At 68.5% G+C, this 24,382-nt stretch carries 22 protein-coding genes, 2 tRNA genes and 1 riboswitch; of the genes, 20 read left to right on the top strand and 4 right to left on the bottom strand.

Annotation, left to right across the window (positions count from 1 at the left end; genetic code table 11):
• Positions 1 to 9 precede the first annotated feature (9 nt).
• The 8 genes from ABL844_RS14865 to ABL844_RS14830 all read left to right on the top strand — a co-directional run bounded on the left by ABL844_RS14865 (position 10) and on the right by ABL844_RS14830 (position 7,930).
• The gene (locus tag ABL844_RS14865) at positions 10 to 978 is read left to right on the top strand and encodes a tripartite tricarboxylate transporter substrate-binding protein (protein ID WP_418131760.1); all 969 of its coding nucleotides are present in this window, start codon (positions 10 to 12) and stop codon (positions 976 to 978) included.
• Positions 979 to 1,262: 284 nt separating this feature from the next.
• Entirely contained in the window at positions 1,263 to 3,041 is a 1,779-nt protein-coding gene (locus ABL844_RS14860; RefSeq protein ID WP_126019253.1) for a nitrite/sulfite reductase, read from the top strand.
• Positions 3,038 to 3,433 carry a DUF934 domain-containing protein gene (locus tag ABL844_RS14855; RefSeq protein ID WP_126019251.1) on the top strand — a complete coding sequence of 132 codons (396 nt, stop codon included), beginning with the start codon at positions 3,038 to 3,040 and terminating at the stop codon, positions 3,431 to 3,433. Before ABL844_RS14860 ends, ABL844_RS14855 begins: the two co-directional genes overlap by 4 nt.
• Before the next feature lie 21 nt (positions 3,434 to 3,454).
• Positions 3,455 to 4,075, top strand: a complete 621-nt coding sequence (locus ABL844_RS14850; RefSeq protein ID WP_126019249.1) for a phosphoadenosine phosphosulfate reductase family protein — start codon at positions 3,455 to 3,457, stop codon at positions 4,073 to 4,075.
• Positions 4,076 to 4,118: 43 nt separating this feature from the next.
• Positions 4,119 to 5,060 (top strand): sulfate adenylyltransferase subunit CysD, encoded by a 942-nt coding sequence (gene cysD / locus ABL844_RS14845; protein WP_418125661.1) that lies wholly within the window; start codon positions 4,119 to 4,121, stop codon positions 5,058 to 5,060.
• Between the two features lie 115 nt (positions 5,061 to 5,175).
• Complete coding sequence (locus ABL844_RS14840; protein WP_418131759.1) at positions 5,176 to 6,516, top strand: sulfate adenylyltransferase subunit 1; 1,341 nt, start codon at positions 5,176 to 5,178, stop codon at positions 6,514 to 6,516.
• Between the two features lie 44 nt (positions 6,517 to 6,560).
• Positions 6,561 to 6,890 carry a ferredoxin FdxA gene (fdxA, locus tag ABL844_RS14835; RefSeq protein ID WP_126019243.1) on the top strand — a complete coding sequence of 110 codons (330 nt, stop codon included), beginning with the start codon at positions 6,561 to 6,563 and terminating at the stop codon, positions 6,888 to 6,890.
• Complete coding sequence (locus ABL844_RS14830; protein WP_311737016.1) at positions 6,848 to 7,930, top strand: NAD(P)/FAD-dependent oxidoreductase; 1,083 nt, start codon at positions 6,848 to 6,850, stop codon at positions 7,928 to 7,930. Before fdxA ends, ABL844_RS14830 begins: the two co-directional genes overlap by 43 nt.
• Here ABL844_RS14830 and ABL844_RS14825 read toward each other — a convergent pair.
• Positions 7,927 to 9,237 carry an aspartate aminotransferase family protein gene (locus ABL844_RS14825; protein ID WP_418131758.1) on the bottom strand — a complete coding sequence of 437 codons (1,311 nt, stop codon included), beginning with the start codon at positions 9,235 to 9,237 and terminating at the stop codon, positions 7,927 to 7,929. The genes ABL844_RS14830 and ABL844_RS14825 overlap by 4 nt on opposite strands.
• 112 nt (positions 9,238 to 9,349) lie before the next feature.
• Here ABL844_RS14825 and ABL844_RS14820 point away from each other — a divergent pair, with 112 nt between their 5' ends.
• The gene (locus ABL844_RS14820; RefSeq protein ID WP_369658301.1) at positions 9,350 to 10,093 is read left to right on the top strand and encodes a TetR/AcrR family transcriptional regulator; all 744 of its coding nucleotides are present in this window, start codon (positions 9,350 to 9,352) and stop codon (positions 10,091 to 10,093) included.
• Here ABL844_RS14820 and ABL844_RS14815 read toward each other — a convergent pair.
• The gene (locus ABL844_RS14815) at positions 10,080 to 11,021 is read right to left on the bottom strand and encodes a LysR family transcriptional regulator (protein WP_418131757.1); all 942 of its coding nucleotides are present in this window, start codon (positions 11,019 to 11,021) and stop codon (positions 10,080 to 10,082) included. The genes ABL844_RS14820 and ABL844_RS14815 overlap by 14 nt on opposite strands.
• 84 nt (positions 11,022 to 11,105) lie before the next feature.
• On the opposite strand from ABL844_RS14815, the gene ABL844_RS14810 reads away from it, so the two are divergent.
• From ABL844_RS14810 to ABL844_RS14800, 3 genes are read left to right on the top strand one after another with little or no spacing between them, the layout of a single operon-like run.
• Positions 11,106 to 12,113, top strand: coding sequence for a Bug family tripartite tricarboxylate transporter substrate binding protein (locus ABL844_RS14810; RefSeq protein ID WP_369658303.1), 1,008 nt, complete (start codon positions 11,106 to 11,108; stop codon positions 12,111 to 12,113).
• Positions 12,110 to 13,333: an aromatic ring-hydroxylating dioxygenase subunit alpha gene (locus ABL844_RS14805; RefSeq protein WP_184638321.1), complete on the top strand. Its 1,224-nt coding sequence runs from the start codon at positions 12,110 to 12,112 to the stop codon at positions 13,331 to 13,333. Before ABL844_RS14810 ends, ABL844_RS14805 begins: the two co-directional genes overlap by 4 nt.
• A gap of 14 nt (positions 13,334 to 13,347) precedes the next feature.
• Complete coding sequence (locus ABL844_RS14800) at positions 13,348 to 14,313, top strand: PDR/VanB family oxidoreductase (RefSeq protein ID WP_418131905.1); 966 nt, start codon at positions 13,348 to 13,350, stop codon at positions 14,311 to 14,313.
• Here the strand turns inward: ABL844_RS14800 and ABL844_RS14795 are convergent.
• The gene (locus tag ABL844_RS14795; protein WP_418131756.1) at positions 14,287 to 16,185 is read right to left on the bottom strand and encodes an adenylate/guanylate cyclase domain-containing protein; all 1,899 of its coding nucleotides are present in this window, start codon (positions 16,183 to 16,185) and stop codon (positions 14,287 to 14,289) included. The two genes, ABL844_RS14800 and ABL844_RS14795, sit on opposite strands and share 27 nt — an antisense overlap.
• A 198-nt stretch (positions 16,186 to 16,383) precedes the next feature.
• A riboswitch (TPP riboswitch) is annotated at positions 16,384 to 16,484 on the top strand.
• Between the two features lie 76 nt (positions 16,485 to 16,560).
• On the opposite strand from ABL844_RS14795, the gene ABL844_RS14790 reads away from it, so the two are divergent.
• Positions 16,561 to 17,904 carry a purine-cytosine permease family protein gene (locus ABL844_RS14790; protein WP_418131755.1) on the top strand — a complete coding sequence of 448 codons (1,344 nt, stop codon included), beginning with the start codon at positions 16,561 to 16,563 and terminating at the stop codon, positions 17,902 to 17,904.
• Here the strand turns inward: ABL844_RS14790 and thiD are convergent.
• A complete protein-coding gene (gene thiD, locus ABL844_RS14785; RefSeq protein ID WP_418131754.1) occupies positions 17,849 to 18,697 on the bottom strand; it encodes a bifunctional hydroxymethylpyrimidine kinase/phosphomethylpyrimidine kinase in 849 nt (282 codons plus the stop codon). The two genes, ABL844_RS14790 and thiD, sit on opposite strands and share 56 nt — an antisense overlap.
• A 35-nt stretch (positions 18,698 to 18,732) precedes the next feature.
• On the opposite strand from thiD, the gene ABL844_RS14780 reads away from it, so the two are divergent.
• The 7 genes from ABL844_RS14780 (at position 18,733) to ABL844_RS14750 (ending at position 24,317) form a co-directional block, all read left to right on the top strand.
• The gene (locus tag ABL844_RS14780; protein ID WP_418131753.1) at positions 18,733 to 19,824 is read left to right on the top strand and encodes an FAD-dependent oxidoreductase; all 1,092 of its coding nucleotides are present in this window, start codon (positions 18,733 to 18,735) and stop codon (positions 19,822 to 19,824) included.
• A complete protein-coding gene (thiS, locus tag ABL844_RS14775; protein ID WP_126019219.1) occupies positions 19,821 to 20,024 on the top strand; it encodes a sulfur carrier protein ThiS in 204 nt (67 codons plus the stop codon). Before ABL844_RS14780 ends, thiS begins: the two co-directional genes overlap by 4 nt.
• A gap of 18 nt (positions 20,025 to 20,042) precedes the next feature.
• On the top strand, positions 20,043 to 20,855 hold the full coding sequence (locus tag ABL844_RS14770) for a thiazole synthase (protein WP_418131752.1): 813 nt from the start codon (positions 20,043 to 20,045) through the stop codon (positions 20,853 to 20,855).
• Positions 20,852 to 21,787: a thiamine phosphate synthase gene (locus tag ABL844_RS14765; protein ID WP_418131751.1), complete on the top strand. Its 936-nt coding sequence runs from the start codon at positions 20,852 to 20,854 to the stop codon at positions 21,785 to 21,787. The genes ABL844_RS14770 and ABL844_RS14765 overlap by 4 nt, the downstream gene beginning before the upstream one ends.
• Before the next feature lie 5 nt (positions 21,788 to 21,792).
• Entirely contained in the window at positions 21,793 to 23,952 is a 2,160-nt protein-coding gene (locus ABL844_RS14760) for a TonB-dependent siderophore receptor (protein WP_418131750.1), read from the top strand.
• Positions 23,953 to 24,000: 48 nt separating this feature from the next.
• Positions 24,001 to 24,076: transfer RNA gene (locus ABL844_RS14755), tRNA-Asn, on the top strand.
• 165 nt (positions 24,077 to 24,241) lie between these two features.
• Positions 24,242 to 24,317 (top strand) — tRNA-Asn (locus ABL844_RS14750).
• Positions 24,318 to 24,382: the final 65 nt, after the last annotated feature.

Here is a 24,382-nt window from a genome sequence, read left to right as displayed (position 1 = left end):
CGAGCTCCCATGAACAAGATGCCTTCCGTCTCCCGTCGTCATGCAATGGCCGCCCTGGGTGGCGCCGTCGCGCTCGCGGCCTCTCCCCGCCTCTTTGCCCAAGGTGCCCGCCCGCTGACCTGGCTGGTCGGCCAGCCGGCCGGCGGCAGCGTGGACATCCTGACCCGCCTCGTGGCGCGCCACGTCGAGCAGGCGCTCGGCCAGCCGGTGGTAGTCGACAACCGGCCCGGCGCCGCGGGCGCCATCGCTCTGCAGGCGGCCGCACGGGCACCGCATGACGGGCTGACGGTCATCACCATTCCCGGGCCGATCCTGACCAGCATGCCCGTGCCCCGGATCGGTAAGGAACTGACCGGCGTGGCCACGCTGGCCAAGGGGCCGATGGTGCTGGTGGGCACCACGGCCAGCCCGATGCCGCCCACGCTGGCCGCGCTGCTCGCCGCCGGCAAGGACCCGAAGGCCTTCAGCTTCGCATCCTCCGGCAACGGAACCAGCCAGCACCTGGCCGGCGAGCTGATGAACCAGATCGCCGGCACGCGGATCGTCCACGTGCCCTACAAGGGCGGCAGCCAGGCCGTCACCGATGTGGTCGGCGGGCAGGTGCAGCTGGGCATGCTCGGCATCACGCCGGTGCTGCCGCACATCAAGTCGGGCAAGCTGCATGCGTACGGCGTGACCACTGCCACGCGCTCGCCTGCGCTGCCCGATGTGCCCACGCTGCGCGAAGCCGGCCTGCCCGGTTTCGACGCGGACCAGTGGTTCGTGGCGGCCGCGCCCGCGGGCGTGCCGGCCGAGCGGGTGCGCGCACTCAACGCGGCGATTGCGCAGGCGCTGCAGAAGCCCGAGGTGCAGTCGGGCTACGCGGCCGCGGGCGTGACGCCGGCTCCCGCCACGGCGGAGCAGACCACGGCCTTCGTGGTGCAGGAACTCCAGCGCTGGCAGACGCTGGCGAAAAAGGCCGATCTGCCGCTGGATTGAGCGGATGACGGCCGGCGCTGCCCGGCCCTCCGTCTTTCCGCCGCCGGGCAGGCGCGTGCCCGGAAACGCCTTGCCGGACTCTTCGCTCCGGCTGCCTCGCCTTATCCGGAATAAGCATCAAACCGTCCGGAAACCCGCATGGATACTGGCGAATAAGCTTATCCGCATAAAGCGTGAACCAAAAAATAGTTTGGTTCCATAAGGAGCGCTCGGACAATCGCGCCTTCTTGCTGGGGTACCCCGCTACGCGCGCGGCACCGCACTTCCCTCAAGACAAACGCACGATGTACCAATACACAGAATTCGACCGCCAGTTCGTCCACCAGCGGGCTGCCCAATTCCGCGACCAGCTCGAGCGCTGGCAGAAGGGCAAGCTCGCCGAAGACGAGTTCCGCCCCCTGCGCCTGCAAAACGGCTGGTACGTGCAGCGCTACGCGCCGATGCTGCGCGTGGCCGTGCCCTACGGCGAACTGTCGAGCCGCCAGCTGCGCGTGCTGGCCCGCATCGCCCGCGAATACGACGAGCCCGAGGCGGAGGTCTACAAGAAGGCCATCGAGACGCAGGGCCTGCTCGGCAGCCACAAGCTGCCCACCCACTACGCCCATTTCACGACCCGCCAGAACGTCCAGTACAACTGGATCCCGCTGGCCAAGTCGGCCGACGTGATGGACTTGCTGGCTTCGGTCGACATGCACGGCATCCAGACCAGCGGCAACTGCATCCGCAACATCACGAGCGACGAGCGCGCCGGCATCGCCGTCGACGAGGTGGCCGATCCGCGCCCCTTCGCGGAAATCATGCGCCAGTGGAGCACGCTGCACCCCGAGTTCGCGTTCCTGCCGCGCAAGTTCAAGATCGCCATCACCGGCGCCACCGAGGACCGCGCCGCCACCGGCTGGCACGACGTGGGGCTGCACGTGGTGAAGAACGAAGCCGGCGAGATCGGTTTCCGCGTGCAGGTGGGCGGCGGCATGGGCCGCACGCCCATCGTGGGCACGGTGCTGCGCGAGTTCCTGCCGTGGCAGCAGATCATGAACTACCTCGAGGCCGTGATCCGCGTCTACAACCGGTACGGCCGGCGCGACAACATCTACAAGGCTCGCATCAAGATCCTGGTGAAGGCCGAGGGGCAGCGCTACATCGACGATGTCGAGGCCGAGTACAAGCAGATCCTCGAGCACGACGGCGCGCCGCACACCATCACGCAGGAAGAGTACGACCGCGTGGCCGCGTCCTTCGTGCCGCCCGCGCTCGCCACCCGCGTGCTGCAGAGCGCCGAGAAGACCGACGCCGAGTTGCGCCACCACGCCGCCGACGACGTGCAGTTCGCCCGCTGGCTGGCGCGCAACGTGGCGCCGCACAAGAACCCGGCCCTGCGCGCCGTGACGCTGTCGTTCAAGCGCCTGAAGCAGGCGCCCGGCGACGCCTCGGCCGACCAGCTCGACACCATCGCCGAACTCGCCGACCGCTTCTCGGCCGGCGAAGCCCGCGTGACGCACGACCAGAACGTGCTGCTGCCCTGGGTGCATGCCGAAGACCTGCACGCGCTGTGGATCGCAGCCCGCGCCGCCGGCTTCGCCAGCGCCAACGTGCACCTGCTGACGGACATGATCGCCTGCCCCGGCGGCGACTTCTGCGCGCTGGCCAACGCACGCTCCATTCCGGTGGCCGAAGCCATCACCGAGCGCTACCAGGACCTCGACGAGCTCGACGACCTGGGCGAGATCGACCTGCACATCAGCGGCTGCATCAACTCGTGCGGCCACCACCACAGCGGCCACATCGGCATCCTCGGCGTCGACAAGGACGGCAAGGAGTGGTACCAGGTCACCCTCGGCGGCTCCGACGGCTCCGCGCTCAGCGGCACGCCGCAGGCCGGCAAGGTGGTCGGCCCCTCGTTCTCGGCGGCAGAAGTGCCCGGGGTGATCGAGGCCGTGCTCAACACCTACCGCGACACCCGCGAAAGCGGCGAGAACTTCATCGACACGCTGCGCCGCGTCGGCCACGACGCGTTCAAGGCCGCCGCCAACGGTGCACGTTTCAAGGTGGAGGAAGCAGCATGAAGAAGACCCTGAACATTCTCTCGGCGGAAGAGCACGTCGACGACGGCGACCCGAAGGTGCTGCAGCTGGCCAACGACGCCGACCCGCTCGCCATCGAGGAGTGCCTGGCCGACATCGAGCGCATCGACCTGCACTTTCCGAAGTTCACCGACGGCCGCGCCTACAGCCAGGCCTTCCTGCTGCGCCGCCGCCTGGGCTTCACCGGCGACATCCGCGCCACCGGCGACGTGCTGATCGACCAGCTCGTGCAGATGGAGCGCACCGGCTTCTCCAGCGCCGTGCTCAAGGAAGGCGTGGACGCCACCGACGCGCAGCGCCAGTTCGACCGCTTCGCTTCCTTCTACCAGGGCGACGCGGTGAAGACCGCGCCGCACTTCGCGGCCGGCAACTGAGAGCGCAGGAAAGCACCGCACATGAGCATCGACATCGAACGCATCAACGCCGAACTCGGCCGCAACGCGCAGGGCCTGGTGGACTGGGCACTCGGCCTGGGCCAGCCGGCCATCGTCACCACCAACTTCCGGCCCTTCGAGGCGGTGATCCTGCACCTGGTCACGCAGGTGAAGCGCGACGTGCCGGTGGTGTGGATGGACAACGGCTACAACACCGAGGCCACCTACCGCTTCGCCGACGAAGTGACGAAGCAGCTGGGCCTGGACCTGCACATCTACCTGCCACGCCGCTCGCGCGCCCATCGCGAGGCGGTGGAAGGCCCGACACCCGCGCTGGACGACCCGCGCCACGCCGCCTTCACCGAAGAGGTGAAGCTGGAGCCCTTCGCGCGCGCCCTGCGCGAGACGGCGCCGAAGGTGTGGTTCACCGCGTTGCGCGCCACCGACACAGCCGTGCGTGCGCAGATGGACCCGGTCAGCATCAACCCCGACGGCCTGATCAAGGTCGCGCCGCTGCTGCACTGGTCTTCCAAGGACCTGCACGAGTACTGCGTGAAGCACGGCCTGCCCAACAACTTCGACTACGTCGACCCGACCAAGGGCGAAGACAACCGCGAGTGCGGACTGCACCTCGCGCACTGAGCCCCTGCACCGCACCGAACTACCGCATCCAGCCCCATCTCCGATGAACGCACGTACCGAAACCGAACTGCTGCTGCCGCCGGCGCACCTGTCCAACACTCACCTCGACGCGCTGGAGGAAGAAACCATCTTCATCCTGCGCGAAGTGGCGGCCGCCTTCGAGCGCCCCACCCTGCTGTTCTCGGGCGGCAAGGACTCGCTGGTGCTGCTGAAGTGCGCGGAGAAGGCTTTCGGCGTCGGGCGCATTCCCTACCCCCTGTTGATGATCGACACCGGCCACAACTTCCCCGAGGTCACGGAGTACCGTGACCGTCGCGCGAAGGAACTGGGTGCCGAGCTGATCGTGCGCAGCGTCGAGGACTCGATGAAGCGCGGCACCGTGCGCCTTGCGCACCCCGGCGAGTCGCGCAACGCGCACCAGTCGGTGACGCTGCTGGAAGCCATTGAAGAATTCCGCTTCGATGCGCTGATCGGCGGCGCCCGCCGCGACGAGGAAAAAGCGCGTGCCAAGGAGCGCATCTTTTCGCACCGTGACAGCTTCGGCCAGTGGCAGCCCAAGGACCAGCGCCCCGAGCTGTGGACGCTGTTCAACACCCGGCTGGCCCCGGGCGAGCACTTCCGCGTGTTCCCGATCTCGAACTGGACCGAACTCGACGTGTGGCAGTACATCGCCCGCGAGGAAGTCGGCCTGCCCTCGATCTACTACACGCACAAGCGCGAAGTGGTGGAGCGCCGCGGCCTGCTGGTGCCGGTGACCAACCTGACCCCCGCTCGCGACGGCGAGACGGTGCAGGTGCGCGACGTGCGCTTCCGCACCGTGGGCGACATCACCACCACCTGCCCGGTGGAAAGCCTGGCGGCCGACGCGAGCGACGTGGTGCTCGAGACGCTGTCGGTCGACGTGAGCGAGCGCGGCGCCACGCGCATGGACGACATGACTTCGGAAGCTTCCATGGAGAAGCGCAAGAAAGACGGGTACTTCTGACCCACCCCCAGGCTTCGCGCACTTCGTGTCGCTACGCCCACCCCCTCGAAGGGGGCAACACCAGCGGCCCGGCAGAGCCGGTTCCGCGGTGTTCCACGAATTGGAGAATCACTCAATGAACGCTGCTGTCATTTCAAACGCCTCGCCCGCCGAAGTCCACGGCGACACCGGCACCGCCCTGCGCTTCATCACCTGCGGCTCCGTCGACGACGGCAAGAGCACGCTCATCGGCCGACTGCTGGTCGACAGCAAGACCGTGCTGCAGGACCAGTTGGCCGGCGTGCAGCGCGGCGGCGAGACCGACCTGGCCCTGCTGACAGACGGCCTTTCGGCCGAGCGCGAACAGGGCATCACCATCGACGTGGCGTACCGCTACTTCTCGACCGCCAGGCGCAAGTTCATCATCGGCGACGCGCCCGGCCATGAGCAGTACACGCGCAACATGGTCACGGCCGCCTCCGCCGCCGACGCCGCTGTGGTGCTGGTCGACGCGACCAAGCTGGCCTGGGCCGCCGAGGTGGAAGACGGCACCGTGGTCAAGCGCGAGCTGCTGCCGCAGACGCGCCGCCACACGCTGCTGTGCAACCTGCTGCGCGTGCAGTCGATCGTGTTCGCCATCAACAAGCTGGACGCCATCGGCGATGCCGGCCTTGCCTTCGAACGCATCTCGACCGCGCTGAACGCCTTTGCCGAAGCGGCCGGCGTGAAAGTCGCGGCCATCGTGCCGATCTCCGCGCTCAAGGGCTGGAACGTGGCGACGCGCCATGCCGACTGGGTCGGCTACGAAGGCCCCAGCCTGCTCGAGCTGCTGGAAGACCTGCCGGTGACGGCGCAGGACGAGGCCGTGCCCTTCGCCTTCCCGGTGCAGTGGGTCGAGAAGTTCTCGTCGTCGGCCGACACCTCGCAGGGCCGCCGCGTGTTCTGGGGCCGCGTCGCCTCGGGCCACGTGGAGCCGGGCCAGCGCGTGACCGTGCTGCCGAGCAACCAGACCGCCACCGTCGCCCAAGTGCTGAGCCACACGCGCCAGCCGAAGGCGGTGCATGCGGGCCACAGCGCCGGCATCGTGCTGGACCGCGAGGTAGACGTGTCGCGCGGCGACTGGCTGCTGGCGCCCGGCGCCTTCGAGCCGGTGCGCGAGATCACCGCCACGGTGGCCTGGCTCGACGACGAGCCGCTGGTCGCGGGACGCGTCTACTGGGCGCTGCAGGGCCACCGCTGGGTGAAGGCCAAGGTCGCGCGCATCGTCGATCGCGTGAACATCACCACGCTCGAATCGGAGCCCGCGACCCAGATCGAGGCCAACGCCATCGGCGACGTGGTGCTGGCGCTGCAGCAGCCGCTGGCGGTGCTGCCCTTCACGCAATCGCGCGCCCTGGGCTCGCTGGTGCTGGTCGATACGGCCTCCCACAAGACCGCCGCTGCCGTGCTCGTGCAGCCCTCCGCCGCAAAGGCCTAAAATCCCGGGTTTTCCCCGACCTCACCACTGACGCCAGAAAACAAATGACCCACGTCGTCTCCGAAGCCTGCATCCGTTGCAAATACACCGACTGCGTGGACGTTTGCCCCGTCGACTGCTTCCGCGAAGGTCCCAACATGCTGGTGATCGACCCGGACGAGTGCATCGACTGCGCGGTCTGCATCCCCGAGTGCCCGGTCAACGCGATCTACGCCGAGGAAGACCTGCCGGCCAACCAGATCGCCTTCATCAAGATCAACGCCGAGCTGGCCCAGGCCGACGGCTGGAAGAGCATCACCAAGCGCAAGCCCGCCCTGCCCGACGCCGAGGAGTGGAAGGACAAGACGGACAAGATCGGGGAGCTGGTGCGCTGAACCAGCCCGCCGCCCCTGCCGTTTCCCCGATCGAGACCGACGCGCTGATCGTCGGCGCCGGCCCCGTGGGGCTGTTCCAGGCCTTCCAGCTGGGCCTGCTCGAAATCTCCTGCCACATCGTCGATGCACTGCCCGCCGCCGGCGGCCAGTGCGTAGCGCTGTATGGCGACAAGCCCATCTACGACATCCCCGGCACGCCCGTGACCAGCGGGCGCGACCTGGCGCAGTCGCTGCTGCAGCAGGTGGCGCCTTTCAAGCCGCAATTCCATTTCGGCGAACAGGTTTCCACCCTGGCACGCGAGGCCGACGGGCGGCTGCTTCTCACCACTTCGGCGGGCAAATCATTCCTCGCCAAAACGGTGTTCATCGCGGCCGGTGTCGGCGCCTTCGTGCCCAAGCGCATCGCGGTCGAAGGCATCGCGCAATTCGAGGGCTCCTCGCTCTTCTATCACCCCGATTCGCTGGACCGCTTCGCCGGGCAGACGGTGGTGGTCAACGGTGGCGACGACATCGCGCTCGAAACCGCAATCGCGCTCACCGCGATTGCGAAGCAGGTCACGCTGGTGCACCGGCGCGACGGCTTCCAGGCCGAGGAAGCCACCGTTTCGGCCATGCGCGCCCTCGTGGCCGCGAGCAAGATGGCCTTCCAGGTCGGCCAGCCCACGGCCTTCGACGGCAAGCAGCTCCAGATCACCACGCCCGACGCGACCACGCTCGAACTGCCGCTGGACGCGCTGGTCGCCTGCCTGGGCATCTCGCCGCGCCTCGGCCCCATCGCCGACTGGGGGCTGGAGCTGGAGCGCAAGCAGGTGCCGGTGGACACAGAGAAGTACGAAACCCGCGAACGCGGCGTGTTCGCGGTGGGCGACATCAACACCTATCCGGGCAAGAAGAAGCTCATCGTCTGCGGCTTCCATGAGGCCACGCTGGCTGCCTGGGGCGCGACGGCCATCGTGTTCCCCGGCAAGGCCGTTCCGCTGCAGTACACGACCACCAGCACCCGCCTGCACGAGCTGCTGGGCGTGGCCGGCTCCCGCTAGTTCCTGGCGGCACCGGGCAGCAGCGCCCGGTATTCGCCGATGAAGCTGCCGATGGCGGCCACGTAGCGGTCGATGTCCGCATCGGTCAGCGGCAGCGACAGCACGACGAAGCCGCGCGGCGAGGTGTAGATGCCCTCGCTCAGCAGATGGAAGAAGAGCAGCTGCCGCAGCCGGGCGTCGACCGGTGCAAGGTCGTCGGTGCTGCGCACCTCGCCGCCCACGAAATGCGCGTTCATCAGCGAGCCGATGCCGGTGAACTGCATCGCGACGCCCTCGCTTGCGCACAGCGTGTTCAGCCGCTGCCGCATTGCATCGCCACGCGCTGCCAGTGCGCCTGCGGCCTCCGGCGTGAACAGCTTCGTGAGCCCGGCATGGCCGGCCGCCATCGTCAGCACGTTGTTGTTGAAGGTGCCCGAATGGGCCAGCGGCCCGGTGCGCGGATCGAACAGCGCCATCACGTCGGCACGTCCGCCGAAAGCGCCGAAGGACATGCCGCCGCCGATGTACTTGCCCAGTGTGGTCAGGTCGGAGCGGATGCCCAGCTTGTTCGCCAGCCCGTGCGGCGCGAGGCGCGAAGTCATCACCTCGTCGAAGATCAGCAGCGCGCCGACGCGGGTGGCCGATTCGCGCAGCGCCTGCAGGAACTCCAGCCGGCCCGGAATGCAACCGCCCGCGCCCTGCATCGGCTCCAGCAACACGGCGGCGATCTCGGGGCCGAGCCTGTCGATCTGCTCGCGCGCGGTCCGCTCGTCGTTGTAGGGCAGCACCAGGAAGTCGAAGGGCACGGTCGTCGGCAGCGGCTTGGCGCCGAAGCCCAGCACGCCGCCGTGATAGCCGCCCGAAAACACGACGAGCTTGCGGCGGCCGGTGAAGTGCAGCGCCGCCGTCAGCGCCATCAGGTTCGCCTCGGTGCCGGAGTTGGTGAAGCGCAGTTGCTCGATCTGCGGAAAGCGCTCGCAGATGAGCCTGGCGAGCCGGCCTTCGAGCAGGTTGTGGCCTGTGAGGTTGATGCCGCTGTTCATCGCCTCGGCGACGGCCTCCCGGATCTCTGGCGCCGAATGGCCGTAGACGCCGGCCGTGTACTCGGCGATGAAGTCGGCATAGCGGTGGCCGTCGGCGTCCCACAGCGTCGCACCCTCGCCTTTCGCGATGGTCAGCGGGAACGGCGCATAGAACAGCACCGAACGGCTGTTGGCGCCTGGCATGTAGCGCGCCTGCGCCTCGAACTGGCGCAGGCTGGCGGGATTGCCTTCGGTGAAGCGGCGGTGCGCTGCTGCGAGGGCCTGGTCGATGTCGGCGTGCGCCATGGCGATGTCCTTCGTAGGTTGTGCGCCCGTCGCATGCAGCGCGATTTATTGTTCGATGCTCAATTTATTTTGTTTATACAGTCAACCCGACTGCCGCACAATGGCTGCAACCATGACGAAGCAATCGCCCCCCAAGCCACCGAAACCCCGCACTGCCGGCCGCCCCTCCGGCGGCGGTGGCCTGACGAAGCAGCGCATCGCCGAGGAGGCGCTCGCGCAGATCGACGAATTCGGCCTGGGCGCCTTCAGCATGCGCGAGGTGGCGGCCCGGCTCGACGTCTACCCGGCCACCGTGCACTGGCACGTGAGCACGCGCGAGGCACTGCTGGCCGAAGTGGCGGCGCTGGTCATGGCCGAGGTCGCGCCGCCGCCCGGCAAGCTCGTCTGGAAGGACTGGATCGCCGAACTCTTCCGCCGCTGCCGCGCCACCGTACGGCGCCATCCGAACGTGGCGCAGCTGCTGGGCGCGCAGCTGGTGTCCAACGGCAGCCTGCCGATGGAGCTGGTCGAAGGCATCCTCGCCACGCTGGCCGACGCCGGCTTCGAAGACGAAGCGCTGCTGGAGGCCTACAACTGCGTGGTCGCCGCGATGCTGGGCTTCCTGACGATGGAGTTCTCGCCCCTGCCCGCCGACAACACGCAGGCCTGGGCCGAGGAGCTGCGCGAACGCGTGCACACGATCCGTCCGCTCGACCACCCGGTACTCACGCGCAATCTCGCTCAGCTGGCAAACAAGGCCTTCATCCTGCGCTGGGACAACGGCACGACGGTGCCGCTGGACAGCAGCTTCGAGCGCCATATCCAGATCACCATCGACGGGCTCGAAGCCTTCGCGCGCCGGATCAGAGCCCGCTAGCGGCAGCGCCTTCGGCCGGCGCGTCGCGCCCGATGCGCAGCAGCGCGTCCTTCAGCCAAAGCAGGCCGGCGTCGGAGTTGGAGCGCCGGTTCCAGCACACCACCGAGCGGTAGCCCTGCAGTTCGAAGGGCAGTGGATGCACCGCGAGCAGATGCCTGAAGCGCTCGGCCACGCGCAGCGGCATCACGGCGACATGGTCGGTCTGCGCCAGCAGGTCGACGATCTGGCCGAAGCTGGTCATGGCCACGCTCATAGTGCGCGTGCGGCCCAGCCGCGCCAGCACCTGGTCGATGAGATCGTCGAGTGCCGAACTGCCGTAGCCCAGGAACACGTGCGGCGCCTCGCAGAAGTCGTCGAGCGTGGCTTGCTGCGTCATCGTCGGATGGCTCAGCCGCACCGCGACCACGTAGCGGTCCTCGTACAGCAACTCCGATTCGCAGTCGCTCGGCGGCTGCAGCCGCGGCAGCACGGCGATGTCGAAGTCGCCCTTGCGCAGCCGCTCGGTCAGCGTGAGGAAGGAACTGGTCTCCCAGTAGATGCGCACGCGCGAGCCGCAGGCCACCAGCTCGTTGGCCAGCCTCGGCAGCAGCAGGTGGCTAGCGTAGTCGCCGCCCGAGATGCGGAAGATGCGCTGCGACCCGGCCGGGTCGAAGCCCTCGCCGGGCTCGAGCATCGCCGACAGGTCGGCCAGCACGCGCTCTACCTGCCCGGCCAGGGCCTGCGCGCGGGCGGTGGGCTCCACGCCGTGCGCGGTGCGGGTGAAGAGCGGATCGCCGAAGGTATCGCGCAGCCGGTTGAGCGAGGCGCTCACCGCAGGCTGGCTCAGGAAGAGCCGGGTCGCCGCGCGCGACACGCTGCGCTCGCGCATCAGCGCATCGAAGGTCCGCAGCATGCCGACGTCGAGGCTGCGGATATCACGTTGGGCCATATCTCATATCAAAAGCTTCGAATTGCCCGCGGGGCGGGCTGTCCGTATCGTCGAGCGCACAAGTACATCACGACTGGAGACACGATGAATCGGTTCAGACCCTCGCCGCCCGGCGAGGCCACACGCCGCCGCGCGCTCAGCACCCTCGGCGCGGGCCTCGCGGCACTCGCCCTGCCGGCCTTCGCGCAGACGCCGCACTTTCCGAGCCGCGTGGTGCGCATCATCCCCTTCGGCTCCGGCGGCGGCCCGATGGACACCATCGCCCGCGTCTACGCCGAAAAGCTCAAGGCGCGCTGGAACCAGCCGGTGATCGTCGAGGCCAAGCCGGGCGCGAGCGGCACCATCGCCGCCGACACCGTCGCCAAGGCTGCGCCCGACGGCTACACCGTGCTGCTGACGCTGCCGCTCACGCACATCAACAACGTGGTGCTGCAGCCGAAGCTGCCCTACGACCCGGTGAAGGACTTCGAGCCGCTGTCGCAGCTGGCCACCGGCGGGCCGATGCTGATCGCGCGCGCCTCGGCGCCGTTCTCGAACGTGCGCGAGTTCGTGGCCTATGCCAAGGCGCATCCCGGCATCTCCTACGGCACCTGGGGCAACGGCTCCAACGCGCATCTGTTCGGCGAGCTGCTGGCGCGACAGAACAAGCTCGATCTTGTGCATGTGCCCTACAAGGCCGAGGCCGCGGCGCACAACGACATGTTCGGCGAGGCGCTGGGCGTGGCCTGGGCCAATCCGGCGACTGCGCGCGGCCTCGCGCAGGCCGGGCGCATCAAGGTCCTGGGCATCACCGGGCGCCAGCGCGTGCGCTCGATGCCCGACGTGCCGACCTTCACCGAACAGGGCTTTCCCGGTTTCGACCTCGACAGCTGGATCGGCGTGTATGCCCCCGCGAAGACGCCTCGGCCCGTGCTCGACGAATGGTCGAGCGCGCTGCGCGAGATCACGAAGATGCCCGATATCCAGGAGCGCCTGGCCGGCTTCGGATTCGAGCCGCTAGGCAGCACGCCCGCCGAGTTCAGGGCCAGCTACATGGCCGACTTTCCCCGTGTCGCGGACCTGATCAAGGCCGCAGGAGTCACTCCCGAATGAGCACCGTCGCATCCGCATCCCCTGCTGCCGAATGGCAGCCGATCGCCTTCGATACCGGCACCGCCTACGGCCGTAAGCCGCCCAGCCACAAGCCAGAGCTGACCGAGGTCGGCGCCGGCACGCCCATGGGCGAGCTGCTGCGCCGCTACTGGCACCCGATCGGCCTTGCCGCCGACGCCACTGACACGCCACGCCAGGTGCGCGTGCTGGGCGAGGACCTCATCCTGTTTCGCGACAGGAAGGGCCGAGCGGGCCTCGTGCACTGGCGCTGCGCGCACCGGGGCGCCTCGCTCTACTACGGGCGCGTCGAGGAAGAAGGCATCCGCTGCTGCTACCACGGCTGGATGTTCGACGTGCAGGGCCACTGCGTCGACCAGCCCTGCGAGCCCGACGGCGGCGCGCGCAGCCGGGGCCGCGTGCGCCAGCCCTGGTATCCGGTGCAGGAACAGTACGGGCTGATCTGGGCCTACCTCGGCCCGGCCGAGAAAAAGCCGGTGCTGCCGCGCTACGACTGCCTGGAGACGCTGGATGAGGGCGAGACGCTGGAAGCCGACGGCAACAGCATCGGCGGCGGCGGGCCGCAGATCATTCCGTGCAACTGGCTGCAGCATTACGAGAACGTGGCCGATCCCTTCCACGTGCCGGTGCTGCACGGCAGCTTCAGTGGCACGCAGTTCGTGGCACTGATGGGCCAGATGCCCGACGTGACCTTCGAGAGCACCGACACCGGCGTGAAGATCATCTCGATACGCAAGCTGGAGGACGGCAGCGTCTTCCGCCGCGTGGCGGGTCCGGTGCTGCCCACGCTGCGCGTGGTGCCCAACCCGCGCGTGGCGGCCTACGGCCGGGTGGAGTCCATCGGCTGGGTGCTGCCCATCGACGACCACAGCTTCCGCATCTACACCGTGGGCCGCGTGAAGACGCCGGGCGACCTGGCCCGCGTGCGCTCGCGCCTGAACGGCAAGCTGTGGGAAGAACTGACCGAGGCCGAGCACCGCGCCTTCCCGGGCGACTACGAAGCGCAGGTGAGCCAGGGCGCGATCACCGCGCATTCGGAAGAGCACCTGGCCACCTCCGACCGCGGCATCGTGATGCTGCGCCGGCTGCTGCAGCGCCAGCTCGATGCGGTGCGCGAGGGGCGCGATCCGGCGGGCGTGAGCTTCGACCCGGCAGCGCCGCCCGTGCATTTCGACGCCGGAAACTTCATCGTGAGCGAATGAGCGCAGCGGCGTCCATCGCGGGCCAGCCCATCGCCGTGCGGGTGGCGCGCAAGACGGTCGAGGCCGAGGACGTGGCCAGCTTCCGGCTGGTCTCGGCCAGCAGCGCGCCGCTGCCGGGCTTCGCGCCAGGCGCGCACATCGACGTGGCGCTGCCCGGCGGGCTGGTGCGCCAGTATTCGCTGTGCAACCTGCCAGGGCAAGACGAGCACTACGAGATCGGCGTGCTGCGCGACGCCGCCTCACGCGGCGGCTCCCTCGCGATGCACGACGCGGTGCATGAAGGCGCGGTGCTGAACATCAGCCCGCCGCGCAACCACTTTCCGCTGGACGAAGGCGCCGCGCACAGCCTGTTGCTGGCCGGCGGCATCGGCGTGACCCCGCTGCTGTCGATGGCTCAGCGGCTGGCCTCGCTGGGTGCCGATTTCGCGCTGCACTGCTGCAGCCGAACCGCCGCGCGGGCGCCCTACCGGCGTCGGCTGGAAGGCAGCGACTTCGCCGACAGGGTGTTCTTCCACCATGACGACGGTCCGCCCACGCAACGGCTGGATCTCGCCGCGACCATCGGCCGCCCGGCACCCGGCAGGCACATCTACGTGTGCGGCCCGCAGGGCTTCCTCGATGCGGTGCGTGGATCAGCGCGCGAGCTGCAATGGCCGGACGCCCAGGTGCACTTCGAATACTTCTCGGGCGCGATGCAGCCGGCAGGCGAACAAGGCGAGTTCGAAGTCGAGCTGCGCAGTTCGGGCCGCGTGGTGCGCGTGCCAGCCTCGCTCAGCGTGGTGGACGCACTGGCGGCCGAGGGTGTCGACATCCCCGTGTCCTGCGCGCAGGGCGTGTGCGGCACCTGCCTTACGCGCGTGCTGCAGGGCGAGGTCGAGCACCGCGACCTCTATCTCACGCCCGAGGAGCAGGCCGCCAACGACCAGTTCCTGCCCTGCTGCTCGCGGGCCCGTTCAGCCCGGCTGATGCTCGATCTGTAGCAGCTCGTAGAGCACCATGCGCGTCTGCCGGCCGCGCAGCTCCGCGAGCTCTTCGATGCGGCGCGTGGCGAGCCGGCCGCCCAACCCCTCGAATGTGGCCTCGGAGATCAGCGTGCGCGTGCCCAGCTCCTTGTTGGCACCCTCGATGCGGCTCGCCGCATTGATCGCGTCGCCGATGGCGGTGTACGACAGGCGGTTGCTCGAGCCGAGCACACCCGCGATCACATGGCCGGTGTGGATGCCCACGCGCGTGCGGAACTCCTGCAGGCCCTCGGCGCGCCACTTCTCGTTGAGCGCGTTCATCTCGGCATGCAGCTCGATCGCCGCGAGGCAGGCGCGGTACTCGGCATCCTCGAGTTCGGTGGGTGCGCCCCACAGCACCATGATGCCGTCGCCCATGAACTTGTCGATCACGCCGCCGTGACGCGCGAAGATGCCGGCGGCGAGATTGAAGTACTCGGTGAGCTGGCGCACGAGCACCTCGGCCGGCATCGACTCCGAGATGCTGGTGAAGCCCTCCACGTCGGTGAACATCGCGGTGATGCGCTTCGGCGAGCCGCTCGGCCCCAGCGCGTGCCCTTCCGCGACGAGTTGCCGGATGATGTCCACCGGCACGAACTTGCTGAAGGCCTTGAGGCTGCGCGCGGATTCGTCCAGCGCCTGGTTGAGGTGCTGCACCTCGAGCACCCGGCTCGGCTCGATCGGCAGATCGTCGAGTTCCAGCCGCCCGATGCGGCGCGCGACGCGCGAGAGGTTCTCGATGGGCCCGGTCACCAGCTTCGACAACCGCAGCGAAATGATGAGCGCCAGCGCCAGGAAGCTGACCGTCAGCGCCAGCGACCAGAGCACCGAGCGCTGCAGGCCACCGAGCAGCAGCTCCTCGGGCTCCCAGCTCACGAGCTGCCACCGGGTGTGCGGCAGGTGCGAGGTCTGCACGAGGTAGCGACTGCCTTCGTGCTCGATGGAGAAGGCCTGGTCGTCGGCCCCGCCTGCCGTGCTGACCGAGAGCATGTGCGCATGGATGGCGCCGAGCACGCCGCTGTCTGGCGATTCCAGCTCGCGCACCGGATCGGGATGGTCGCTGCGCGCGATCACGTGGTGGTCCGAACTCATCAGGGCGCTCTCGCCATGGCCCTGCGCACCGAAGGCACCCACGAGCCTGGCCAGATGCCCCAGCGACACGTTGGCATCGACCACGAGTCCCCGCCTGTGCCCTTCGTCGTCGGCGCGCGCCGAAGGCCGCGCGTGCCCGACGGCCAGCTCCTGCGAGTCGCTCATCATGAATGGCTGGGTCCACACCGGTCCTTTCGCCTTCATGGCCTCCAGGTACCAGGTGCGCTTCTCGGGATCGAAGTCGCTGCGGTAGGCCGAGATCGATGTTGTCGCAAAACGCTGCTTCGCGTCGCCGCCGTCCCGGTCCGGCGAGTCCTTGTAGTGCCAGGTCTCGGTGCTGAATCCGTCGGCGCGCAGCACCTGGCGGATGGCCGGCACCGGGTAGCGCACCGCCATCAGCACGTGGCCATGGTCGGTGGCCACGTTGATGCTGTCGATTTCCGGCGTCTGCTCCAGCAGCGTCCAGAGCATCTCGGCAGTCTGCTCGCCGTCTTCGCCGCAGACATGGACACTGGGCGAATCGGCGATCGCACGGATCGCCGCCTCGGTCTTCGCGAGGAAGGCGAGCACGCTGTCCTCGACCCGGTCGTGGTTGATCTTGTGCGCCGCGGTGCCGAGCCTCGACACCAGCCTCTCGGCGGCCCAGTAGCCGAAGGCCACCAGGAGCAGCGACTGCACCAGCGCCACCGCGCAGATGATGGTCCCCACGTCGACCCTGAACCGCCTGAGGCGGGTGCCCTTGAAATCCTCATCGACCATGCAAGCTCCTCTTCATTTCTTGTTTCTGCACGCTTATCGGCATGCGCTCCCGTTTCTTCTGCCGTCGTTTTCCTCGGCGGTCGATTCTCGCGCGGCGCATCCGCATGCCGAGGGTTTTCCCTGCCTGCAAAGGCATGCCTGGCGTCGCGGCTTCCCGGCCCCGCATAAAATCGGCTCCGCGCCACGGGTTTGCCGCGGCGTACTTGCTAGGGGTGTTGGGCGGCTTGCCGTCCGGCTGAGAAAGTCCCTTTGAACCTGATTGAGGTAATCCTCGCGCAGGGAAGCTGGTCCGGTGGCCTCTCGCGCCTTCTCGCGTGAAAGCCGCGCCACTGGGGCCTCGCCCACCTGCCAAACCTTTTGCACTGGAGCAAACGGATGGCACACGACGACAAGAACAACGATGCCGCTGGCGTCTCGAACGAGGCGCTGACGCCCCTGCCCGCCTCGCGGCGCGTGTTCGGCTGGCAGGACCATGCCTCGCTCTGGTTCAGCCTCGGCGTGGGCCTGCTTGTGATGCAGATCGGCGCCTACCTGGTGCCGGCCGTGGGCACGCGCGACGCGGCGATCGCCATCGTGCTCGGCTCCTGCATCGGCGCGGGCCTGCTGGCCTGGACCGCGCGGCTGGGCTGCCAGAGCGGCCTGGCGAGCGCCGGCCTCATGCACGCCACCTACGGCAGTGCCTTCGCGCGGCTGCCGGTGCTGCTCAACATCGTGCAGCTGGTGGGCTGGACCACCTTCGAACTCGTGGTGATGCGCGAAGGCACGCAGGCCATCGGCCAGACGGTGGTGGGGCCGGCGCTGGGCAGCTTCTGGGGCGGCGTGCTGACGACCTTGCTGTGGGGCGCGGTGCTGCTGGCGCTGCTCGCCGGCTCGATGGTGAAGCTGGTGCGGCGCTTCGTGAGCCGGTTCGGGCTGCCGCTGGTGGTGCTGTCGCTGCTGTGGCTCACGTGGCAGTTCGCGGCGCAACTGCAGGCCAAGGGGCTGGACGCCTTCTGGGCGCGCCCCGGCGACGGCACGATGGGCATGTTCAGTGCGCTCGACCTGGTGATCGCGATGCCGGTGTCGTGGCTGCCGCTGGTGGCGGACTATGCGCGGCACGGCAAGCGCAGTTCCGGCGGCCTCGGCGGCGCATTCGGCGGCACCTGGATCGGCTACGCGGTCGCGAACGTCTGGTGCTATGCGCTGGGCGTGATGGTGGTGAGCGTGGCCGAACCGGGCACGGGCCTCGTCACCGCGCTGCTGCTGGCCCAGGGCGGCCTGGTGGCGCTGGGCCTCATCCTCATCGACGAGCTCGACAACGCGTACGGCGACGTCTACTCGGGCTCGGTCTCCACGCACAGCCTGCTGCCGCGCTGGAGCGTGAAGCGCTGGGGCCTGCTGCTGGCTGCCCTGTGCATCGCGCTGGCGCTGGTGCTGCCGATGCACACGCTGGAGCCCTTCCTGCTGCTGCTGAGTTCGGTGTTCGTGCCGCTGTATGGGGTGATCATCGGCCGGCTGGGCAGCGGCGAGGCGGTATCGCCGCAAGGCGCGCGGCGCAAGATCGACTTCGGCGCGGCACTGATCTGGATCGCGGGCATCGCCGCGTATCACGCGCTTGCCAAGTGGGCGCCGCAGTTCGGCTCCGCGCTGCCGACACTGGCCGCGACTTTCGCGCTGGCCTGGCTCAGCCGGCCTTCAACGGCAGCCGGTGCGTCGGCACTGGCGCAAAGCCGTGGTTGAGCGGGCCATGACCCGCGCCGATCTTCACGTCTGCACCTGCAGCCATCGCGCCGAGGATGTAGGCGCGCGCCCTCTCGACCGCCTCGGGCAGCGTCGCGCCCAGCGCAAGGTGCGCGGCAATGGCAGACGACAGCGTGCATCCGGTGCCGTGCAGGTTGCGGCTTTCGATGCGGCCGGAGGCCAGTCGCTTGCGTTCGCCATCGGCCTGCAGCAGCACATCGACCACTTCGTTGCCCGGCAGATGGCCGCCCTTGAGCAGCACGGCCTTCGCGCCGAGCGCCAGCAGTTCGTCGGCCGCGCCGTCGAGTGCATCCACGCCTTCGATGGCATGGCCGATCAGCAAGGCGGCTTCGTCGAGATTGGGCGTGACGACCACGGCGCGCGGGAACAGCTCGCGCACCAGCACCTGCACCGTCTCGGCAGCGATCAGGCGGTCGCCGCTGGTGGCGACCATCACGGGGTCGAGCACCACGTTCTTCAGCCGGTAGCGGTCGATGGCCCAGGCCACCACTTCGACCACCTCGGGCGCATGCAGCATGCCGAGCTTGACGGCATCGACACCGATGTCTTCGACCACGGCCTGGATCTGCGCCCTGAGGAAATCGGGCGGCACGCCGTGGATACCCGAGACGCCCAGTGTGTTCTGCGCGGTGAGCGCGGTGATGGCCGTCATGCCGTAGCAGCCCAGGGCGGCGAAGGTCTTGAGATCGGCCTGGATGCCGGCGCCGCCACCGCTGTCGGAACCGGCGATGGAAAGCACGCGTGCGTAGCGCTGAGTGGGCTCTTGGGTCATGCCGAAAATTATCGGCGACGCGAAGGAGCCCTGGCATGAGCCTTCCTTTCGACTCGGTCGCCATCCTCGGCGCAGGCCTCATGGGCCGGCTGATGGCGGTGACGCTGGCGCAGACCGGGTGCAAGGTCGATGTGTTCGAGGCCGGCAGCGCCGAGGCCGAAGGCGCTGCCGCGCGCGTGGCCGCCGCGATGCTGGCGCCGCTGGCCGAATCGGCCGTCGCACCGGTGTCTGTCGTGCGCATGGGGCAGCACGCGCTCGCGCGCTGGCCGGAGCTGCTCGCGCCGCTGGCACAGCCCGTGTTCTTCCAGCGCGAAGGCACGCTGGTGCTCTGGCATCGGCAGGACGCGGCCGAAGCAACGCGGCTCGCCCGCGTGCTCGCGAACACCGGTGCGCAGGTGCCCGAGCTGGCGCCGATACAATCCGTCGACGCCCGCGCGATCGCCACGCTGGAGCCCTTGCTGGGCCAGCGCTTCGCTCAGGGCCTGTTCCTTCCGGGCGAAGGCCAGCTCGACAACCGCGCGCTGCTGGCCTCGCTGCTCGCCACGCTCGAGAGCAGCCCTCTCGTCACGCTGCACTGGCAATCGCCGCGTACGCCTTCGGACTTCTCGCCCGGAACGACAGGCCAGCCCGACTGGGTGATCGACTGCCGCGGCCTCGGCGCCCGTCCGCAGTGGAATGCTCTTCGTGGTGTGCGCGGCGAGGTGATCCGCGTGCATGCGCCCGAGGTGAGCCTGAAGCGACCGACGCGCCTCGTGCATCCGCGCTACCCGCTCTACATCGCGCCCAAGCCGGGCAACCTGTTCGTGATCGGCGCGACCGAGATCGAGTCGGACGACATGTCGCCCGCCAGCGTGCGCTCCACGCTCGAACTGCTGAGTGCCGCGTATGCGGTGCACAGCGGCTTCGCCGAGGCGCGCATCGTCGAGATCGCGACGCAGTGCCGGCCCACGCTGCCCGACAACCTCCCTGCCCTGCGCCTGCCGCAACCGCGCGTGCTGCAGATCAACGGCCTGTACCGCCACGGGTTCATGATCGCGCCCGCGATGCTTGACGTGGCGATGGAGGTGCTGACGCAGGGCCGCTCGCCTCTTGCGGAGAGCTTCGGCATGGAGACCCGAGACACATGACGATGAACATCCTGATCAACGACAAGCCCTTCACCCTGCCCGACCAGGCGATGCTGACCGACGCGCTGGCCGCGCTGGAGGCCACGCCGCCCTTCGCGGTGGCCGTGAACCGCGAATTCGTGCCGCGCTCGGCCTACGCCACGCGCGCGCTGAAACCCGAAGACCGCGTCGAAGTGATCCGCCCCGTGACGGGCGGCTGATTGATGGAGACAACAGAAATGACGACCACGAACGACCCCTTGGTGCTCTACGGCGAGACCTTCCACAGCCGCCTGCTGCTGGGCACCGCGCGCTACCCCTCGCCCGACCTGCTCGAAGCCGCCGTGAAGCGCGCGAAGCCCGCAATGCTCACTGCCTCGCTGCGCCGGCAGACGGCCAGCCAGGGCTCGGGCAACAGCGAGCTCGGCAACGGCTTCTGGGAGCTGCTGCGCAAGCTCGCGGTGCCGGTATTGCCCAACACCGCCGGCTGCCACAGCATTCAGGAGGTGGTCGCCACCGCGCAGATGGCGCGCGAGCTGTTCGACACGCCGTGGATCAAGCTGGAGCTGATCGGCGACGACTACACGCTGCAGCCCGACACGCTGAACCTGGTCGACGCGGCCTCGCAGTTGATCCGCGAGGGCTTCAAGGTACTGCCCTACTGCACCGAGGACCTCGTGCTGTGCCAGCGCCTGGTCGACGTCGGCTGCCAGGCGGTGATGCCTTGGGCCGCGCCCATCGGCACCGGCCGCGGACCGGTCAACCCCTACGCGCTGCAGGTGCTGCGCGACCGGCTCAAGGTGCCGATGCTGGTGGACGCTGGACTGGGCCTGCCTTCGCACGCCTGCCAGGTGATGGAGTGGGGATACGACGGGGTGCTGCTGAACACGGCCGTCGCGCTGGCGCAGGACCCGGTCGCAATGGCCGGCGCCTTCGCCGACGCGGTGCAGGCCGGGCGCAGCGCGCATCGCGCCGGCGCCATGGCCGCGCAGGAGGCCGCGCAGCCCAGCACGCCCGTGCTCGGCACGCCTTTCTGGCACCACGAATCATGAGCACCACATTCGACTCCGGCGCCATCGCGCAGGCCATCGTCGCTGCGCACGGATTGCGCTTCGGCGCGATCACGTCGGCGCCGGTGAGCGCGCCCAACTTCTCTTCCGACGATCCGGTGTATCGCGGCGCCAAGCGCGCGTGTTCCGCGCTCGGCTTCATCGAGATCGACGCCGAATGCCTGGCTCTCGCATGGACCGCGCAGACACAGCGCCTGAGCAGCTTCGATGCTGCGTTGTGGCCCGACGCGCCGGAGGACTTCGGCATGCGCCCCTTTCCGCCCACCGCGCGCGACGACGCATTTCCGCCCTGCCCAGAACGGCTCGGCCTCTATGCCGTGCTGCCCGATGCGAAGTGGGTCGGCCGCATGGCGCGCGCGGGTGTGCCGACGGTGCAGCTGCGATTCAAGTCGGACGACAGCGCGGCCATCGAGCGCGAAGTTCAAGCGGCCGTTGAGGCGGTGCGAGGTACCGGCGCGCTGCTCTTCATCAATGACCACTGGCGGGTTGCCATCGCGACCGGTGCCTACGGCATCCACCTCGGCCAGGAGGATCTCGACGCGCTCTCGCCAGACGAACTGGCGCAACTTCGCGCCTCCGGCCTGCGCCTTGGCGTCAGCACGCACGGCTATGCGGAGATGGTGCGCGCCGACAAGGTGAGCCCGAGCTACATCGCCATGGGCGCCGTGTACCCGACCACGCTCAAGAAGATGGCGACCGCGCCGCAGGGCGTGGCGCGGCTGGGCGCCTATGCGCGGCTGCTGCGCGGCTATCCGCAGGTCGGCATCGGCGGCATCGATGCGGTGCGGCTGCCGGAGGTGCTGGCGACCGGCGTGGGTTCCATCGCCGTGGTGCGCGCGCTCGTCGCGGCCGACGACCCGGAAGCCACGGCCGCGGAATGGATCGCGGCCATCGATGCCGCCGCGGGCAAATGAACAGAATGAAAAAGACAGAGCTTCCCTTCGATTCTTCCGGCCGGCATCGGCTGTCTCCCGTCTCACACGCGCTGGCAGCCATGCTCTTTGCGGCGGCATGTTCAGCGCATGCGCAGCAGCAATCCGCGCTGCCGGAGATCACCGTCAGCGAAGGCACGGCCGCGCCCCAGGCCGACGTGAGCGGCTTCGGCGACGTGCCGCTGCGCGAGCTGCCGATCTCGGCCACGGTGATCGACAGCCAGCAACTGCAGGCCAGCGGCGCGCGACGGCTCGCCGATCTGACGCAGTTCGACGCTTCCGTCACCGACGCCTACAACTCCGCCGGCTACTGGGACTACCTCACGGTGCGCGGCTTCGTGCTCGACAACCGCTTCAACTACCGGCGCGAGGGCCTGCCGATCAGCGCCGAGACTTCGATTCCGCTCGACAACAAGGAGCGCGTCGAGATCCTGCGCGGCACCAGCGGCATACAGGCCGGCACCAGCGCGCCGGGCGGGCTGGTCAACTACGTCGTGAAGCGGCCCACCGAACAGGACCTGCGCACGGTGCGCATCGAAACCACCAGCCGCGGCAGCGTGCTCGGCGCCATCGACCTCGGCGGGCGCTTCGGCGAGAACAGGCAGTTCGGCTACCGGCTCAACGTGGCGAGCGAGAACCTCAAGCCGCTGACGCACAACCTCGACGGCAACCGCAACCTGTTCTCGCTCGCGGCCGACTGGCGCATCACGCGCGACTCGGTGCTGGAGTTCGAGATCGAACAGAGCCGCAAGACGCAGCCCAGCCAGAACGGCTACAGCCTGCTGGGCAGCGTGCTGCCGGCGCCGGTGGATCCGCGCATCAACCTCAACAACCAGCCGTGGTCGCAGCCCTCGGTGTTCAAGGCGCTGACGGGCACGCTGCGCTTCAGCCAGGCGCTGAACGCCGACTGGCGCTGGAGCGCGCAGATCGGCCAGCAGCGGCTGAAGAGCGACGACCGACTGGCCTATGCCTTCGGCTGCGGCGCCGAAGGCAACTACGACCGCTACTGCTCCGATGGCACCTTCGACGTCTACGACTTCCGCAGCGACAACGAGCGCCGCACGCTGACGGCCGGCAGCATCAATCTGAAAGGCAACGTGACGACGGGCAGCGTGAGGCACGAACTCGGCTTCGGGCTGATGCAGAGCCGCGTGCGCAACCGCTTCGACAACCAGGCCTACAACTACGCGGGCACCGGCAACATCTGGGGCACGGCCGTCGTGCCGCCGGCGCCGGACGCCACCACGCCGCAGACCAACCGGGACGAGCGATCGACCGAGTTCTCGGTGCAGGACGCGATCCGCTGGAACGAGCGCTTCACCACCTGGCTCGGCGCGCGCCATACGCGGCTCGACCGCAGCAGCATCGGCAACGACGGCTCGAATCCGACCGGCTACAAGCAGGACGTGACCACGCCGTGGATCGCGGCCAGCTACGCCATCCAGCCGGGGCTGCTGGCCTATGCGAGCTGGGGCCGGGGAGTCGAGTCGCAGGTGGTGCCGAACAGGATCTCGCAGTACAGCAACGCCGGACAGGCCCTGCCCGCGCTGCGCTCGCGTCAGTGGGAGCTTGGCCTCAAGGGCGGCAACGACGCCTTCAACTGGCAGCTCGCGTGGTTCGACATCTCGCGGCCGCTGACCAACATGGACCTGTGCAGCGGCTTGTGCGAGGTGCGCAACGACGGCAAGGCGGTGCATCGTGGTCTCGAAGCGGGTGCGCAGTGGAACCAGGGACCCTGGCGCATCGGTGGCAGCGTGACGCTGATCGATGCGAAGCGGCGCGGGAGCACGGCCAATCCGGCGCTCAACGGGCAGTCGCCGACCAATGTGCCGAAGCAGGTGCTGCGCGCGCAAACGGCGTATCGCTTCTCATCGGTGCCGGGGCTCGAAGTGGCGGGACAGCTTTCTTATGAAGGCCGACGCAACGTGCTGCCTGATGGCTCGATCACGCTGCCCTCGTGGACGCGCGTCGATGCCGTGCTGCGCTACGACACGAAGCTGCGCGGCGCGAACGCGAGCTGGACGCTGTCGGTCGACAACCTGTTCGATCGCCGCTACTGGAAGGAATCGCCCTACCAGTTCGGGCATGTCTACCTGTTCCCTGGCGCGCCGCGCACGCTGCGTCTGGGGCTGAGCGTTGCACTTTGAACGCGTTGCCGAAAGTCATGAAAAATGACGCTATAATCTAAGGCTTGTTCCTCGATAGCTCAGTCGGTAGAGCGCCGGACTGTTAATCCGTAGGTCCCTGGTTCGAGCCCAGGTCGAGGAGCCACCACAAAGCCGCAAGGCCTCTGGATGCCCCGCTACTCACAAGGTAGCGGGGCATTTCATTTGAAGTGGTGCGCGGTGTTTCTTGCAGGCAATCGTCGCATCGATGCAAAAAATGCAGTCGAAGCGCCGAGATCGGCAAATCCATTGCATATAATTTAAGGCTTGTTCCTCGATAGCTCAGTCGGTAGAGCGCCGGACTGTTAATCCGTAGGTCCCTGGTTCGAGCCCAGGTCGAGGAGCCACCATCAAGCCGCAAGGCCTCTGAAGAGCCCGCTGTCTTTACGGACAGCGGGCTTTTTCTTTGGTT

Source organism: Variovorax sp. 278MFTsu5.1, assembly GCF_048305045.1.
GTDB classification, from domain to species: domain Bacteria; phylum Pseudomonadota; class Gammaproteobacteria; order Burkholderiales; family Burkholderiaceae_C; genus Variovorax; species Variovorax guangxiensis.
The sequence above is the reverse complement of the archived record's forward strand: the minus strand, read 5'-3'. Positions and strand labels throughout refer to the sequence as shown.

Bases quoted from the DNA above. Each gene is read 5' to 3' on its own strand.
- ABL844_RS14865 (WP_418131760.1), top strand. From the start codon at position 10: ATGAACAAGATGCCTTCCGTCTCCCGTCGTCATGCAATGGCCGCCCTG.
- ABL844_RS14860 (WP_126019253.1), top strand. From the start codon at position 1,263: ATGTACCAATACACAGAATTCGACCGCCAGTTCGTCCACCAGCGGGCT.
- ABL844_RS14855 (WP_126019251.1), top strand. From the start codon at position 3,038: ATGAAGAAGACCCTGAACATTCTCTCGGCGGAAGAGCACGTCGACGAC.
- ABL844_RS14850 (WP_126019249.1), top strand. From the start codon at position 3,455: ATGAGCATCGACATCGAACGCATCAACGCCGAACTCGGCCGCAACGCG.
- cysD (WP_418125661.1), top strand. From the start codon at position 4,119: ATGAACGCACGTACCGAAACCGAACTGCTGCTGCCGCCGGCGCACCTG.
- ABL844_RS14840 (WP_418131759.1), top strand. From the start codon at position 5,176: ATGAACGCTGCTGTCATTTCAAACGCCTCGCCCGCCGAAGTCCACGGC.
- fdxA (WP_126019243.1), top strand. From the start codon at position 6,561: ATGACCCACGTCGTCTCCGAAGCCTGCATCCGTTGCAAATACACCGAC.
- ABL844_RS14825 (WP_418131758.1), bottom strand. From the start codon at position 9,237: ATGGCGCACGCCGACATCGACCAGGCCCTCGCAGCAGCGCACCGCCGC.
- ABL844_RS14820 (WP_369658301.1), top strand. From the start codon at position 9,350: ATGACGAAGCAATCGCCCCCCAAGCCACCGAAACCCCGCACTGCCGGC.
- ABL844_RS14815 (WP_418131757.1), bottom strand. From the start codon at position 11,021: ATGGCCCAACGTGATATCCGCAGCCTCGACGTCGGCATGCTGCGGACC.
- ABL844_RS14810 (WP_369658303.1), top strand. From the start codon at position 11,106: ATGAATCGGTTCAGACCCTCGCCGCCCGGCGAGGCCACACGCCGCCGC.
- ABL844_RS14805 (WP_184638321.1), top strand. From the start codon at position 12,110: ATGAGCACCGTCGCATCCGCATCCCCTGCTGCCGAATGGCAGCCGATC.
- ABL844_RS14795 (WP_418131756.1), bottom strand. From the start codon at position 16,185: ATGGTCGATGAGGATTTCAAGGGCACCCGCCTCAGGCGGTTCAGGGTC.
- ABL844_RS14790 (WP_418131755.1), top strand. From the start codon at position 16,561: ATGGCACACGACGACAAGAACAACGATGCCGCTGGCGTCTCGAACGAG.
- thiD (WP_418131754.1), bottom strand. From the start codon at position 18,697: ATGACCCAAGAGCCCACTCAGCGCTACGCACGCGTGCTTTCCATCGCC.
- ABL844_RS14780 (WP_418131753.1), top strand. From the start codon at position 18,733: ATGAGCCTTCCTTTCGACTCGGTCGCCATCCTCGGCGCAGGCCTCATG.
- thiS (WP_126019219.1), top strand. From the start codon at position 19,821: ATGACGATGAACATCCTGATCAACGACAAGCCCTTCACCCTGCCCGAC.
- ABL844_RS14770 (WP_418131752.1), top strand. From the start codon at position 20,043: ATGACGACCACGAACGACCCCTTGGTGCTCTACGGCGAGACCTTCCAC.
- ABL844_RS14765 (WP_418131751.1), top strand. From the start codon at position 20,852: ATGAGCACCACATTCGACTCCGGCGCCATCGCGCAGGCCATCGTCGCT.
- ABL844_RS14760 (WP_418131750.1), top strand. From the start codon at position 21,793: ATGAAAAAGACAGAGCTTCCCTTCGATTCTTCCGGCCGGCATCGGCTG.